This is a genomic window from Pseudarthrobacter sp. CC4, assembly GCF_048957775.1.
Classification (GTDB): domain Bacteria; phylum Actinomycetota; class Actinomycetes; order Actinomycetales; family Micrococcaceae; genus Arthrobacter.
Genome location: NZ_JARCCZ010000018.1, coordinates 93,377 through 108,354 on the forward strand (window position 1 = coordinate 93,377; position 14,978 = coordinate 108,354).

The following is a 14,978-nucleotide window of genomic DNA, read 5'->3' on the forward strand; positions in this document are numbered from 1 at the left end:
CCCATACCTGCCCCGGGATGCGCGGGCCGGGGCAGAACCGTCCTTCAGGGCACGGTGAGGAAGTCGATGACTTCTTCGACCCTCCCCAGCAGCGAGGCTTCCAGGTCGGCGTACGTTCGGACGGCGCCGAGCAGTTTCTGCCAGCCAAGCCCGATGTCCTCCTTTGTGGCATGGGGCCAGCCGAACGCTGCGAGGATGCCGGTCTTCCAATCCTGCCCGCGCGGCACTACCGGCCACTGCTCAATGCCCAGGACCGCGGGCCGGATGGCCTGCCACACGTCCACGTAAGGGTGACCCACAATCAGGACGTTCCCTGCAGCTCCCGGCGAGGCCATGACGGCGTCCGCAATGCGGGATTCCTTGGAATCCGGCACCAGGTGGTCCACCAGTACGCCGAGGCGCCTGCCCGGTCCGGGCCTGAACGCTGCGACGGCCCCCGCCAGGTCATCAATGCCGTGCAGGGGTTCGACGACGATGCCCTCCACGCGCAGGTCGTCTCCCCAGACCTTTTCCACCAGTTCGGCGTCGTGCTTTCCCTCCACCCAGATCCGGCTGGCCTTGGCCACCTGTGCCCGCTGGCCGGCGACGCGGACGGACCCGGAGGCGGTCCGGCCGGCGACGGCGCCGGCGGCCTGCCGCGGGGCCGGGGGCAGGAGCTTGATGGCCCGGCCTTCGAGGAGGAATCCGAAACCAAGCCGGAAGGACCGGGATTTACCGCGCCGGTCCTCCAGGGCAACCACGTGCATGCCGCCGGATTTTTCCACCCGGGTCACGGCGCCCACCCAGCCGGACTGGACGTCCTCAAGGACCATTCCCCGTTCAACGGGAACCTCGGGCAGTTCAGTCTTTGCGGGAGCGGACAAGTCGCGTGGGCCCCAGTTCTGGTACTGCATGGTTTCACTCCGCCTAGCGTTCGGTCACAGGTCCGGATTTCGCCCGGAGCGGTACCAATGCTAGCAACGGCGGGAGTCATAATAGACTGTTAGCACTGAGGCATGTCGAGTGCTAACCCTTGAGGTGGCACAGCGCGGGCGGCGCGGCCGCCCCGAACCCTGGATGGAGGTGGAGTGTGAGCGAGCCACGCAAACTTGAAGTGCTGCGTGCAATCGTGGAGGACTACGTCCACTCCCGGGAACCCGTCGGGTCCAAGGCCCTGGTGGAGCGGCACCATCTTGGTGTGTCCAGCGCAACGATCAGGAACGATATGGCCGCCCTGGAGGAAGAGGGCCTGATCACCGCTCCGCACACCAGCGCCGGACGTATCCCCACTGACAAGGGTTACCGGCTGTTCGTGGACCAGATCTCGGCGGTCAAACCGCTGTCCCAGGCCGAGCGCAGGGCCATCCAGTCGCTGCTGGAAGGATCTGACGACCTCGACGACGTCCTTGACCGCACGGTCCGCCTGCTGTCGCAGCTGACCAACCAGGTTGCCGTGGTCCAGTATCCGCACCTGAGCCGGGCACTGGTCCGCCATATCGAGTTCGTCCTCCTCGCGCCGCGCAAGGTGCTGGTGGTGCTGATCGCCAACAGCGGCAAAGTGGAACAGCGCGTTATCGACGTCGGCCAGGACCTGGGGGACGACGCCCTTGCCACCCTGCGGGCACGGTTCCTTGGCTCCCTTGCCGGCACTCCGCTGAACCAGCTCGCCCAGTCCCTGCCGGCAGTGGTGGCCACAGCCGGCCCGGGGCAAAGGCAGGCCGCCCATGCCCTCGCCGTCGGCCTCGAAGGCCTGGCCCAGAGCAGCAGGGAAGACCGCATGGTCATGGCGGGCACCGCCAACCTTGCGCGTTCCAACGTGGACTTTCCGCTCAGCATCGGACCGGTCCTGGAAGCACTCGAGGAACAGGTGGTCATGCTCCGCCTGCTGAGCGAAATGGCGCAGGACCACCGCGGGGTGGCTGTCAGCATCGGCCGCGAGAATCCCTACGACGGCCTTGCCGAGGCGTCCGTCGTTGCCACGGGGTACGGTCCGGACCACATTGCGAAAATTGGTGTCCTGGGACCAACCCGGATGGACTATCCCACCACCATGGCCGCAGTCAGGGCCGTTGCCCGCTACCTTTCGCGGATCCTGGGACCCTGACGTTTTCCCGTTCCCGGGCATGCAGATCATTTCCCGCAGTCCAACTGCAGGCAGTACAACAAGGAAGAGATACGAACTTTGAGCAGCCACTACGACGTCCTTGGAGTCTCACCGGAGGCCACGGGAGAAGAGATCAAGAAGGCCTACCGCAAGCTGGCGCGCACGCTCCACCCGGACGTCAACCCGGGTGAGGACGCGTCGGACCGCTTCAAGGCCGTGACCCACGCCTACGAGGTTCTTTCGGACCCGCAGAAGCGCCGCGTCTACGACACCACCGGCAACGAGAACGGCACGGACAACGGCTTCGGCGGAGGCAGCTACGCCGGCCAGGGATTCGCGTTCCAGGACATCTTCGACACCTTCTTCGGGGCCGGCGGAACAACGGGCCCGGCTTCCCGCGTCAGGCGCGGCCAGGACGCACTCATCAGTGTCCGCATCGAACTCCGCGACGCTGTCTTCGGCGTCAACAAGAAGCTGGAAGTGGACACGGCCGTCACGTGCCCCACCTGCGAAGGTTCGTGCTGCCGGCCGGGAACCCATCCGGAACGCTGCGACATCTGCGGCGGCAGCGGCCAGGTCCAGCGTGCCGTGCGCTCCATCCTGGGACAGGTCATGACCGCCGCCCCGTGTGGTACGTGCGAGGGCTTCGGCACCGTCATCAAGGACCCCTGCAATGAGTGCAGCGGCCAGGGACGCATCCGCAGCCGCCGTTCGCTGACCATCAAGGTTCCCGCCGGCGTAGCCACCGGAACCCGCATCCAGCTTTCCGGCCAGGGCGAAGCAGGTCCCGCCGGCGGTCCCGCCGGCGACCTCTACGTCGAGATCCGCGTGAACAACGACGCCACCTATGTCCGGGACAACGACGACCTCCACGCAACCCTGCACCTTCCCATGACCGCTGCAGCCCTGGGCACCGAGGTGAGCCTGGAAACGTTCGACGGACCGCAGGAGATCGACGTCAAGCCGGGCACCCAGTCCGGCGAGATCATCACCCTTCGCGGACTTGGCGTGACCCACCTTCGCGGGTACGGGCGCGGCGACCTGAAAGTGCACCTCCAGGTCGAGACTCCCGCCAAGCTGGACGCCGCGCAGGAGGACCTCCTGCGTCAGCTTGCCAAGATGCGCGGTGAACAGATCACCGAGGGCAAGCTTGCGGCCAGCGGGGGCATGTTCGCCAAGCTCCGGGACCGGCTCGGTAACCTGTAGCGGTGAGCAACCCGGTCTTTTTCACTCCTCCCGGTTCCCTTGACCAGCTGGTGGCGGGGGAAGTCTTTGTCCTGGAGGGGCCCGAGGCGCGGCACGCCGTCACGGTGAAGCGGCTTGCCCCGGGCGAGCCCGTTGACATCGTGGACGGCGCCGGGACGCGCATGAGCGGAAAGGTGCTTGCGGCGTCCCCCTCCGGGCTGGATGTTGAGTGCTCCTCCCTGGCCGTTGAGCCGCAGCCGGGGACAAGGCTGGTGCTGGTACAGGCGCTGGCAAAGGGCGACCGCGACGAACTTGCCATTGAGACGGCAACCGAACTCGGGATCGACGCCGTCATACCCTGGCAGTCCGAACGGTCCATCGTCCGGTGGAAAGGCGACCGGGCCGCGAAGGCCCACGCCAAATGGCAGTCCGTGGTCACGGCAGCCGCCAAGCAGGCGCGCCGCGCCTGGGTTCCCGAGGTGCGGCCCGCCGTCGACACCGCCGCGCTGGCCGGCCTCGTGGAGGCCGCAGGGCTTGCCGTCATCCTGCACGAGGACGCGGTTAGGCCCTTGCGGACAGTGCTGGAAGCATGGCAGCGCGGCGGAACCCCAACGGAACCCCGCGAAGTCTTCCTGATCGTTGGGCCGGAAGGCGGCATCAGTCCCCGGGAAGTAACCCGGCTCTGCGGCAAGGGTGCTGTCACGGCCCTGCTGGGGCACCATGTGCTGCGCTCATCCACCGCCGGCCCCGCCGCCGTCGTGCTTGCCAGCGACGTCCTGGGCCGCTGGGCGGCGCATGCTGCCGAGCCTGCCGGTTGAGCAGGCCGCCGAAGCTGCAGCGTGCGGGCTAGCGGACTTTGAAAGCCCGCGAGTCCTCGTTCTGGTCCGGCTGCCCGTCGGCGCCGGCCTGGGCCACGCGCAACTCGTAGTCGCCGGAAGGCAGCGTGAGGGCAAGCGTGAAGATCCCTCCCTGTCCGGGCTGGGCGGAGGCCGTTGTTTCTCCGGTGAGGAACGGTACCTTGTTGCCGTCCTGCTCCGCCCGCTGGATCTGCCAGCGCAGCTTGCTGCCGGCCAGGGTGCTGCGGCCGGTGATCTTCACGCTTCCGTCGGCAATTTCCACATTTTCCTGCGGATCGATGATCCAGACGGGCGCCACCATGCCCGCGCCCCTCGTCATGAGGTCACCCAGCTGGATGTGGTCGAAAGCAACGTAGTCCGTGTGCCCGTCCACCAGGATCCGCACCCGGATCTGCTGCCCGGAGTCAATGAGCCCGGAGCTGGCCGCAGCGGCCGTGGCCGTATAAACAAGCTGCTGGACGGCACGGGCCGCCATGTCAGCGTCGAGGTTGCTGTTGAACGCGTCCTCGGACACGTCCACCGTAATAACGTCCTTGCCGGAAATCGAGGTGGCGAGCTTGCTGGGATTCTGCCACGGGGTGAAGAAGTCCGGATCAAGCGGCTTATCCTTCATCATCGCCCGCAGGGCACGCGTCACGGGGTTTTCCTGCTCCGGCACGTCCCGGAACTCCCGGTAAAGGAACACGCTGCTGCCGGTGCGGCCAATCCAGTACACCGGCGCCTTGTTGGAGGACTGCGTGGTTTCAAGGGGGGCGCTGGTGGATGGTGCGGTGCCGGTGGCGGCAGGCCCGGAGTTCAGGAGGCCGGTAGGTGCAGGATTGGGCTCGGCCAGGCACCCCGCCAGGAGCGGGCTCACTGCCAGAACCACTGCGAGGACCGCAGGGCGCGCACGGCCCCAGCGTCGTCCTGCCCTCAGGGGCGCAGCTGATGCCGGCACGTTTGGTTGCCTGTCCTTTCGCAACTGGGCCGCTTCCGGGCGGCGGTAGTCCAGCAATGAAGCTGGATTTCCAGCATGGCACAGGGCGCTGGACCGTACGGCCCTGCCATGGTCCCCAGGGCCAACTGCAACGGGAACGATATGAGGCCGATATGAAGTTGATACCTAATGACGCAGCCTCCGCGCCTGAAGGCCGCCTTGCCCTGGTCCGTGGCTGGTTGCCTCATCCGGTGTTGACGCCGTACTGGCGTAAGATGGAGGGACCGCTTGGGCAAGGCGCGCCGGATGCGGTGGCCGGCCCTGCGGTGGACATTATTTTCGTACTTTGAGGGGATCACGGGCCTGCGGGCCGTCACCATGACTGAATCAGCGAATGGAAAGCGCCGGCTCAACACAGGCGAAGGCGCTGCGGGGGAGTTTCCCCATTCCCTGCCCGGCAGCCGTACCGAGGTTGTACTTTTCGACAACTCCGACCAGATGGTCCAGTCCTTGGGCAGCCACGATGAGGCTTTGCGCTTCATTGAGGAACAGTTCCCGCACGTCAATTTCCACGTCCGCGGAAATGAACTTTCCATCACTGGTCCTGCCAGCGACGTGCCCCGCATCATGCGGCTCCTCCACGAGGTCCGCGGCCTGGTGGCCCGCGGCACGGTTATCAGTCCCGCTGTCCTTCAGCAGCTCGTGGCCCTCCTGCGTACCCAGTCGCTGCAGAACCCCGTGGATGTTCTGACCCACGACATCCTTTCCAGCCGCGGGAGGACAATCCGTCCCAAGACGCTGAACCAGAAGACCTACGTCGACGCCATCGACAACAACACGGTGATCTTTGGCATTGGCCCGGCCGGAACAGGGAAGACCTACCTGGCCATGGCAAAGGCTGTGCAGGCGCTTCAGCAAAAAGAGGTCAGCCGGATTATCCTGACGCGCCCGGCAGTTGAAGCCGGGGAACGGCTGGGATTCCTGCCCGGAACCCTGAGCGACAAGATTGATCCCTACCTGCGCCCCCTCTACGACGCGCTGCACGACATGATGGACCCGGAGTCCATTCCCAGGCTGATGGCGGCGGGCACCATCGAAGTGGCTCCGCTGGCCTACATGCGCGGACGCACGCTCAATGACGCCTTCATCATCCTTGACGAGGCGCAGAACACCACGCCCGAGCAGATGAAGATGTTCCTGACCCGGCTGGGCTTTGGCTCCAAGATGGTGGTCACCGGCGACGTCACCCAGGTTGACCTGCCCTTCGGCACCCGCTCCGGGCTCCGTATTGTGGCGGAGATCCTGCAGGGTATCGAAGGCGTCAGTTTCTCGGTGCTGGACGCCGCAGACGTTGTCCGGCACCGCCTGGTGGGGGATATTGTCAACGCCTACAGCATCTGGGATGAGGCACAGCGCAGCCGGGTAAAGCATTCGACCGGCGCCGGCAAGCGGGGGGAACACGCATGAGCATCGAGGTCAACAACGAGTCCGGTGTCCAGGTGGACGAAGCTGAACTCGTTGCTTTGTCCCGGTACATCTTCGAACAGCTCTACATCCATCCGCAGGCTGAACTGTCCATCCTCCTGGTGGATGAGCCTGCAATGGAGAAGCTTCACATCGAACTGATGGACGAGCCAGGTTCCACGGATGTTTTGTCCGTGCCCATGGACGAGCTGACCCCGGGTACGCCTGACCGGCCCACGCCCCAGGGAATGCTGGGCGACATTGCCATTTGCCCCCAGGTGGCCCGGGTGCAGGCCAAAAACGCCGGCCACCCCCTCCAGGACGAGATGTTGCTGCTGACCACCCACGGCATCCTGCATCTGCTGGGATACGACCACGCCGAACCCGAGGAAAAGGCCGAGATGTTCGGGCTCCAGCGTGAGCTGCTGTCCGGCTTCACGGGCAAAGAAGCGCCTGCCGAGACCACCCAGTGACGCCCCTGCTCCTCGTGGCAATGGCCCTGGTTTTCCTGGCCGTTGCGGCGGTGCTGACCGCGGCGGAGGCCGCGTTCAACTTCATCCCGCGCCATGATGCCGAGGAAGCCCTGGTCAAGAGCCGCGGCACCGCCCTGCGGCGCATCCTCGGCCAGCCTGTGGCGCACATCCGCGCCCTGAGGTTCTGGCGCATCTGGTTCGAAATGGCGTCCGCCGTTGCCGTGTCCGTCCTGCTCTACAGCCTGCTCAGCAACGTTTGGCTTGCGGGCCTTGCAGCAACCGGGATTATGGCCCTGCTGGGCTTTGTCATTGTTGGTGTCTCCCCGCGGCAACTCGGACGGCTGCACGCAGCCGCTGTTGTCCGCTTCACCGCGCCGACGATCCGTTTCCTCACCTGGGTGCTGGGGCCCATCCCGGGCTGGCTGGTGAGGCTTGGAAGCACGGCGGCCCCCGGGGCCCCCGGCGGCGACGAGGCGTTCTTCAGCGAGCAGGAATTCCGTGAACTCGTGGAGCGCGCCAGCGAGTCGGACATGATCGAGGACACCGAGGCTGAGATGATCCAGTCCGTCTTCGACTTCGGTGACACCCTTGTCCGCGCCGTCATGGTGCCCCGGACCGACATCCTTACCATCGAAGCGGGGTCAAGCCTGCGCCAGGCCATGTCGCTTTTCCTTCGTTCCGGCTATTCCAGGATTCCGGTGATCGGCGACAGTACCGACCAGATCCTGGGCATCATCTACCTGAAGGATGTTGCCGCCGTCATCCATGAGCTGGCGCCCAACGAGGAGCCGCCGCTGGTGGAATCGCTCGCCCGCGACGTTCGCTACGTACCGGAGTCGAAACCTGTCAGCGACCTGCTCCGGGAGCTGCAGAAAGAGTCCACGCACGTGGCCATCGTGATCGACGAATACGGCGGAACGGCCGGCCTGGTCACCCTCGAGGACCTTATCGAGGAAATCGTGGGCGAAATCGTGGACGAGTACGACACCGAAAGCGCGGAGGCCGTGGAGCTCGGGGACGGTTCGTACCGGGTCAGCGCGCGGATGGGCATTGACGACCTCGGCGAGCTCTTCGGCATTGAGCTTGACGACGACGAAGTGGACACCGTCGGCGGCCTGCTCGCCAAGGCCCTGGGCCGCGTTCCCATTGTGGGGAGCTCCGTGGAAGTGCACGGTGTGTCCCTGCGGGCCGACCGGCTTGAAGGCCGCCGAAACCGCGTCAGCCACATTATTGCGGCACCGTTGGCAAAAGAAGACACTGACCTTGAAGATCTCTTCGACGAGGCGGAAGCAACCCAGCAGGGAGTTTCACGTGAGCAAGAAAAATAAGGCCGAAGGCCAGGACGATTTCGGCGGTTTCCACGCAGGATTTGCGATCCTGGTGGGACGGCCCAACGCGGGCAAGTCCACTTTGACGAACGCGCTGGTGGGCAAGAAGGTGGCCATTACGTCCGCCAAACCGCAGACCACCCGCCACACCATCCGCGGCATCGTTCACCGCGAGGACGCACAACTCATCCTCGTGGATACGCCGGGCCTCCATCGCCCGCGGACGCTCCTTGGCAAGCGCCTTAACGACCTCGTGGCGGATACGCTGGCCGAAGTTGATGCGATTGGGTTCTGCCTGCCGGCCAACGAAAAGATCGGCCCCGGAGACAAATTCATTGCCGCCCAGCTCGCGGCGGTTGGCCGCAAGCCCGTGATCGCCATCGTCACCAAAGCCGACCTCGTGGACCGCCAGGCACTGACGGAACAGCTCCTGGCCGTCGCAGCCCTCGGCAGGGAAGTGATGGGGGAGGACGGCTGGAAGGACATCGTTCCCGTTTCTGCCACCGACGGCTTCCAGGTGGGCACCGTTGCTGACGTCCTGATCAGCCACATGCCGCCGTCGCCCCCGCTGTACCCTGACGGTGAACTGACGGACGAACCTGAGGCCGTCATGGTCGCAGAACTGATCCGCGAGGCGGCGCTGGAAGGTGTCCGCGATGAACTTCCGCACTCGCTCGCTGTGGTGGTGGAGGAAATCGTTCCCCGCGAAGACCGGCCCGAAGACAGCCCGCTGCTGGACGTGCGGGTCAATCTCTACGTTGAGCGTCCCTCGCAGAAGGCGATCATCATCGGCAAGGGCGGCAGCCGGCTGCGTGAAGTGGGCACCAATGCACGCAAGGGCATCGAGGCGCTCCTGGGCACGCGGATCTATCTCGACCTTCACGTGAAGGTGGCGAAGGACTGGCAGCGGGACCCGAAACAGCTGGTCAAGCTGGGTTTCTGAGCCGTTTCGGCTCCGCCGGCGCAGGCCGCCCGGCATTTTCCCAGCCCGGGCCACTAAAATGGGCCGGATTTGGTTTTTAGAGGAAGGTTCACCACGTGGGGCTAGGCCGCGACAGACGCGACAACGGACTCGATGGTCCCGCCGGAGCGGGACCCGTATCCCGCCACGCCGACGGCGGTACCGTCGGTGCAGCCCGCCATCTTGGGCGCATAAGCGGAATGCCGGTGTGGCTGAAGGTGGTCACGGCCATCCTGTCAGTGGCTATTGTGGGCGGCCTCGCCTTCGCAGGCTTCTGGTTCCTGCGCCTGCAGGGCAACATTTCCAAGGCGCCCTTGAACGCCGGTGGCGGCAGCAACGAATCCGTGAGCGACGCCACCGGACGGATGCAGATCCTCATCCTCGGTTCCGATACCCGTGACGGGAAAAACTCTGAATACGGTACCGCGGATGACTCCAACGGATACGGCAAGTCCGATGTCATGATGCTGATGGACATCTCCGAGGACAACAAGCGCGTCAGCGTCATCAGCTTCCCGCGGGACCTGCTGGTTGATATCCCGCAGTGCAAGGACCCGAAAACCAACCAGGTCTATCCTGCCCGCAGCGGTGTGATGATCAATGAAGCCATGGCTGAAGCAGGCATTGGCTGTGCCGTGGACACCGTCAACAAACTCACCGGCCTGGAAGTGGACCACTTCATGATGGCTGACTTCAATGCCGTGAAGGAACTGTCCAACGCGGTCGGGGGCGTAGAGGTGTGCATCAGTGACGCCGTCTACGATCCTGACTCACGCCTCCGGCTGCCGGCCGGCACCTCGGCTGTCCAGGGTGAGATGGCCCTCGCGTTCCTGCGCACCCGGCATGCCTTTGCCGACGGCGGCGACCTGGGCCGGATCAAGGCCCAGCAAGGGTTCCTGTCGTCCCTGACCCGCAAGATCAAGGACGACGGTACGCTCTCGGATCCCGGGAAGATGCTGAAGATCGCCGACGTGGTAACCCAGAACCTGACCGTCGATGAAGGGCTGGCCTCGGTGCCCAGCCTGCTCACCATCGGGTCCCGGCTCAAGGACATCGACGTCAGCAAGGTGGCGTTCGTGGCTGTGCCCACCACCCCCGCGGTGCTGGATCCGAACAGGCTCCAGATTGCCGAGCCCGCAGGTTCCCAGCTCTTCTCGGCAATGCGGCAGGACGTCGACCTGACCGATCCAACCGCTCCGTCGCCCGCGCCAACGGAGACGTCGGCACCCCCGACCCCCACGGAAACCACGCCTGCGCCCCCGCCCTACGACAAAGCCCTGCAGCCTGTCACGGTGGCCAACGGCAGCGGCGTCCCGGGCCGTGCCCAGGAAATAGTCCAGGCCCTGGTCGCCGGCGGATTCGCGCAGGCCGGCCGGTTTGAGGCGACGGCTGTGGCGCAGTCAGTGGTCTACTACGGCCCGGACTTCGCGGACGTGGCAGCGGATGTTGCCGCAATGCTGGGTATTCCCGCTGAACAAATGCTCCCTGCCCCGAACATCGCAGGGGTCCAGGTATACCTCGGTACCGACTTCACCGCCGGCACCACCTACGGGGCGGCCGTATTGCCCGAAGACATCGTTAACCAGACAGCCAAGGATGCGGCCTGCCAGCAGGCCAATCCGATGCTCATCGAGCGTTAGCGGACCGGGCCCCAGCGGCACAACGGAACAGTCTGTGACAAGGCACAGCGGGGACCGCCGGAAGGCGGGTCCCGCTGTGCCTTGTCATTACCAGATGCTGACGCGTTCCGCGGGAGGCATCCACATGCCATCCTGTTCGGAAACCTCGAATGCCTCGTGGAAGGCGTCGAGGTTCCTGGCAATGGCATTGGTGCGGAACTCGTTAGGGGAGTGCGGGTCCGTCGCGAGACGGCGGATAGCCTCCTCCTGCCGAATGACCTGCCGCCAGCCGGCGGCCCACGAGGCAAAGAAGCGCTGCTCCCCGGTCAGGCCGTCCAGGACCTCCGGTTCCTTTCCATCAAGGCTGATCTGGTAGGCCTTGTAGGCGATCGCCAGGCCTGCCAGATCGCCAATGTTCTCGCCAAGCGTGAGCCGGCCGTTGACGTTGTGTCCTGGCGCCGCGGAGGGTGACAGGGCATCGAATTGGGCTACGAGTTTGGCGGTGAGCTCTTCGAAAGCCTCCCGGTCCTCGTCCGTCCACCAGTTCCGCAGCGCCCCGCCGCCGTCGAACTGGGACCCCTGATCATCAAAACCATGGCCGATCTCGTGCCCGATGACAGCCCCGATGCCGCCATAGTTCACGGCGTCGTCAGCATCGGCCGTGAAGAACGGGGGCTGCAGGATCGCTGCCGGGAACACGATTTCGTTCATCATCGGGTGGTAGTACGCGTTGACCGTCTGCGGGGTCATGAGCCACTTGTTGCGGTCCACCGGCTTGCCCACCTCATCAAGGTGCCTGTCGACGTCGGCATTGTGTGCACGTTCCACATTGCCCAGCAGGTCAGCCGGATCGATCTCCACGGCGGAGTAATCGATCCATTCCTCCGGGTAGCCGATTTTCGCCCGGAACCCCTCAAGTTTCCGGAGCGCTTCCGCCTTAGTGGCGTCTCCCATCCAGCCCACGGCGGTGATGCTCTGCCGGTAGGCCTCTATCAGGTTGGCAACGAGCGCCTGCATGCGTGCCTTGTGGGTCTCCGGGAAATGCCGGGCGACGTAGATCTGCCCCACGGCTTCGCCAAGCGCCGCTTCGACGACGGCGACACCGCGCTTCCAGCGGTCCTTGTTCCTCGGGGTGCCGCTGAGGGTGGTCCCGTAGAAGGCGAAATTGGCATCCACGAACGACGACGAAAGGTAGGGGGCCGCGGCGCTCACCACCCGCATGGCGAGCCATTCCTGCCAGTGGGCCAGCGGCTCGGACCCAAGGAGCGCTGCGGCCCCGTCGAAGAACGGCGGGGTGCTCACCACGATTTCCCGGCGTTTGGCCTCGTCGATGCCGGCGGCTTCGAACCATGTGGTGAGCAGGGGGAACAGCGCGGACGCTTCATCCGCCGTCTTCAGGTTGTAGGTCTTTTGCGGGTCCCGGAGCGTGACTTTGTCCCAGTGGTGGGATGCGAGCTTGGTCTCCAGCTCCACCACCCGCCCGGCGGCGGCCCCGGCGTCAGCAACGCCGGCCAGCTCAAGCATGGTCTTCACGTGTGCGTTGTACGCCGTAACCGTCGGCGCGAACTTTTCTTCCCGGTAGTACGACTCGTCCGGCAGGCCAAGGCCGCCCTGTCCGGTGTACAGCAGGATCCGGTCGGGGTTGCCCGCATCGGGGGCCGGGTAGATATAGAAGAGCCCCCCAACATCGGCCCGGAAGAGCCGCCCTGCCAGGGACACGAGCTCAGCCACGGTGGTTGTGGCGAACACGGCCGCCAGCCTCTGCCGGATCGGTTCCATGCCCTTGGCTTCAACAGCGGCCTCGTCCATGAAGCTGTTGTAGAGGTCGCCGATCTTCCGCTCGATTCCGCTGGCGGCTTCACCCTTGGCCGCCGCCTCCTCAATGATGTCCCGGACCGCGATCTCTGCACCGTCCCGGAGCGCCGTGAAGGCTCCCTCAAGCGGACGGTCGTCAGGGATTTCCGCGCCCTTCAGCCAGGCACCGTTGACGTGCTGGTACAGGTCATCCTGCGGCCGGACCGTGTGGTCGATGGTGGACAGGTCGATCCCCGATATGGGCACTGAAACTCCTTTGATGAAGGGCCGCGGCCCGGTCGAATACCCGGCGGCGTCTGCATGGTGGACTTTACGGACGGTAGTGCCCTTTCATCTTACGCACGCGTGTTACCCTCAAAAGGTGCGTGCAGAGCTCCTTCTTCTTAGCTGCCGCGGCGAGGCCTCAGACGCGATCTAGCGCAAGGCCCAACCTCGCTGCGGAGTTTGTGTTGCCCGGCCACCCTTTCACCGAAGAACCACAGAAAAGGCCCCGATAGTAATGCGAAACGCACAGAAGCCCTCAGGAATGCCCGCCCACCGCTACACGCCGTTCCAGGACCAGATCAAGGTAGAGCTGCCGGACCGCACGTGGCCGGACAAGATCATCACCAAAGCCCCCCGCTGGTGTGCGGTGGACCTGCGTGACGGCAACCAGGCCCTGATTGATCCCATGAGCCCTGCCCGCAAGATGAAGATGTTCGACCTGCTGGTACGGATGGGCTACAAGGAGATTGAGGTAGGTTTTCCCTCTGCTTCCCAGACGGATTTCGACTTTGTCCGCCAGCTCATTGAGGGCAACCACATCCCGGACGACGTCACCATCCAGGTCCTCACCCAGGCCCGCGAGCACTTGATCGAGCGCACCTACGAATCCCTGGTAGGCGCCAAGCAGGCCATCGTCCACCTGTACAACTCCACCTCCGTCCTGCAGCGCCGGGTTGTCTTCAACCAGGACGAGGACGGCATCCTGGACATCGCACTCCAGGGCGCCCGCCTGTGCAGGAAGTACGAGGAGACCCTCGCGGACACGCACGTGACCTACGAGTACTCCCCGGAGTCCTTTACCGGCACGGAGCTGGAATACGCTGTGCGGGTCTGCAACGCCGTCGCTGATGTTTTTGAAGCCTCCGCGGACCGCCAGGTCATCATCAACCTGCCTGCCACCGTGGAAATGGCCACCCCCAACGTTTACGCCGACTCCATTGAGTGGATGAGCCGCCACCTGCATCCCCGCGAAGGCATCATCCTCTCCCTGCACCCCCACAATGACCGCGGCACTGGCGTAGCGGCCGCGGAACTGGGCTATATGGCGGGCGCCGACCGCATCGAGGGCTGCCTGTTCGGCAACGGTGAGCGGACCGGCAACGTCGACCTGGTGACCCTCGGCCTGAACCTGTTTGTGCAGGGCATCGACCCCATGATCGACTTCTCCAACATCGACGACGTCCGCCGGACCGTGGAGTACTGCAACCAGCTCCCCGTCCCCGAGCGCTCACCCTACGGCGGCGACCTCGTCTTCACGGCGTTCTCCGGCTCCCACCAGGACGCCATCAAGAAGGGTTTCGAGGCGTTGGAGCGGGACGCCGCGGCCGCCGGCAAGGCAGTGGAAGACTTCACGTGGCAGGTGCCGTACCTGCCCGTGGACCCCAAGGACCTGGGCCGCAGCTACGAGGCCGTTATCCGCGTCAACTCGCAGTCCGGCAAGGGCGGCGTGGCCTACCTGCTGAAGAACGAGCACAGCCTGGACCTGCCGCGCCGCGCCCAGATCGAATTCTCCGGCGTGATCCAGAAGCGCACGGACACCGTTGGCGGCGAAGTAAGCGGCGCCCAGCTGTGGCAGGTCTTCCAGGATGAGTACCTGCCCTCCGGGAAGGCAGACGGGCAGTGGGGACGCTACTCCCTGGGCGCTGTCAAGACAGAAACGGATGACGACGGCGGCATGACGCTTCACGCCTCGCTCACCGTGGACGGCGTGCAGGTCCAGCGTACCGGGACCGGCAACGGCCCCATTGCGGCCCTGCTGAGCATCCTGCGGGAAGACGGCGTGGATGTCCGGGTCCTCGACTACAGCGAACACGCCCTTTCCGAGGGCGGCAATGCCATGGCCGCCGCCTACGTCGAGTGCGCCGTGGGGGAGCGGGTCCTGTGGGGCGTGGGCATTGACGCCAACACCAGCATGTCTTCGCTGAAGGCAGTTATTTCCGCCGTGAACCGCGCCATCCGGGACGCCCGGGCCTGACGCCGCACCGTTGAGCCGCCGGGACCCGCCGGCGGCAC

General features: G+C 65.2%; 12 protein-coding genes. 9 read left to right on the plus strand and 3 right to left on the minus strand.

Features of this window, described 5'->3' with window-relative positions:
- Positions 1-44: 44 nt before the first annotated feature.
- A complete protein-coding gene (locus PV768_RS13685) occupies positions 45-893 on the minus strand; it encodes a DUF3097 domain-containing protein (protein WP_157242278.1) in 849 nt (282 codons plus the stop codon).
- Positions 894-1,069: 176 nt separating this feature from the next.
- Between PV768_RS13685 and hrcA the strand changes: the two genes are divergently transcribed.
- The 3 genes from hrcA to PV768_RS13700 all read left to right on the plus strand — a co-directional run bounded on the left by hrcA (position 1,070) and on the right by PV768_RS13700 (position 4,086).
- Entirely contained in the window at positions 1,070-2,083 is a 1,014-nt protein-coding gene (hrcA, locus tag PV768_RS13690) for a heat-inducible transcriptional repressor HrcA (RefSeq protein ID WP_321213595.1), read from the plus strand.
- A gap of 78 nt (positions 2,084-2,161) precedes the next feature.
- Entirely contained in the window at positions 2,162-3,289 is a 1,128-nt protein-coding gene (dnaJ, locus tag PV768_RS13695) for a molecular chaperone DnaJ (RefSeq protein ID WP_157242280.1), read from the plus strand.
- Positions 3,290-3,291: 2 nt separating this feature from the next.
- On the plus strand, positions 3,292-4,086 hold the full coding sequence (locus PV768_RS13700) for a 16S rRNA (uracil(1498)-N(3))-methyltransferase (protein WP_421093277.1): 795 nt from the start codon (positions 3,292-3,294) through the stop codon (positions 4,084-4,086).
- Positions 4,087-4,114: 28 nt separating this feature from the next.
- On the opposite strand, the gene PV768_RS13705 is transcribed toward PV768_RS13700, so the two are convergent.
- Positions 4,115-5,062, minus strand: a complete 948-nt coding sequence (locus PV768_RS13705; RefSeq protein ID WP_421093278.1) for a GerMN domain-containing protein — start codon at positions 5,060-5,062, stop codon at positions 4,115-4,117.
- Between the two features lie 357 nt (positions 5,063-5,419).
- Here PV768_RS13705 and PV768_RS13710 point away from each other — a divergent pair, with 357 nt between their 5' ends.
- The 5 genes from PV768_RS13710 to PV768_RS13730 all read left to right on the plus strand — a co-directional run bounded on the left by PV768_RS13710 (position 5,420) and on the right by PV768_RS13730 (position 10,907).
- Positions 5,420-6,508 (plus strand): PhoH family protein, encoded by a 1,089-nt coding sequence (locus PV768_RS13710; protein ID WP_157242281.1) that lies wholly within the window; start codon positions 5,420-5,422, stop codon positions 6,506-6,508.
- Positions 6,505-6,978 (plus strand): rRNA maturation RNase YbeY, encoded by a 474-nt coding sequence (gene ybeY / locus PV768_RS13715; protein WP_157242282.1) that lies wholly within the window; start codon positions 6,505-6,507, stop codon positions 6,976-6,978. Before PV768_RS13710 ends, ybeY begins: the two co-directional genes overlap by 4 nt.
- The gene (locus PV768_RS13720) at positions 6,975-8,306 is read left to right on the plus strand and encodes a hemolysin family protein (protein ID WP_321213592.1); all 1,332 of its coding nucleotides are present in this window, start codon (positions 6,975-6,977) and stop codon (positions 8,304-8,306) included. The genes ybeY and PV768_RS13720 overlap by 4 nt, the downstream gene beginning before the upstream one ends.
- A complete protein-coding gene (gene era / locus PV768_RS13725) occupies positions 8,290-9,249 on the plus strand; it encodes a GTPase Era (RefSeq protein WP_321213591.1) in 960 nt (319 codons plus the stop codon). The genes PV768_RS13720 and era overlap by 17 nt, the downstream gene beginning before the upstream one ends.
- A 218-nt stretch (positions 9,250-9,467) precedes the next feature.
- Complete coding sequence (locus PV768_RS13730; RefSeq protein ID WP_157243182.1) at positions 9,468-10,907, plus strand: LCP family protein; 1,440 nt, start codon at positions 9,468-9,470, stop codon at positions 10,905-10,907.
- Between the two features lie 87 nt (positions 10,908-10,994).
- Here the strand turns inward: PV768_RS13730 and PV768_RS13735 are convergent, their stop codons facing one another.
- Positions 10,995-12,947 (minus strand): M13 family metallopeptidase, encoded by a 1,953-nt coding sequence (locus PV768_RS13735; RefSeq protein ID WP_421093279.1) that lies wholly within the window; start codon positions 12,945-12,947, stop codon positions 10,995-10,997.
- A gap of 253 nt (positions 12,948-13,200) precedes the next feature.
- On the opposite strand from PV768_RS13735, the gene leuA reads away from it, so the two are divergent.
- A complete protein-coding gene (gene leuA, locus PV768_RS13740; RefSeq protein ID WP_321213588.1) occupies positions 13,201-14,940 on the plus strand; it encodes a 2-isopropylmalate synthase in 1,740 nt (579 codons plus the stop codon).
- Positions 14,941-14,978 lie beyond the last annotated feature (38 nt).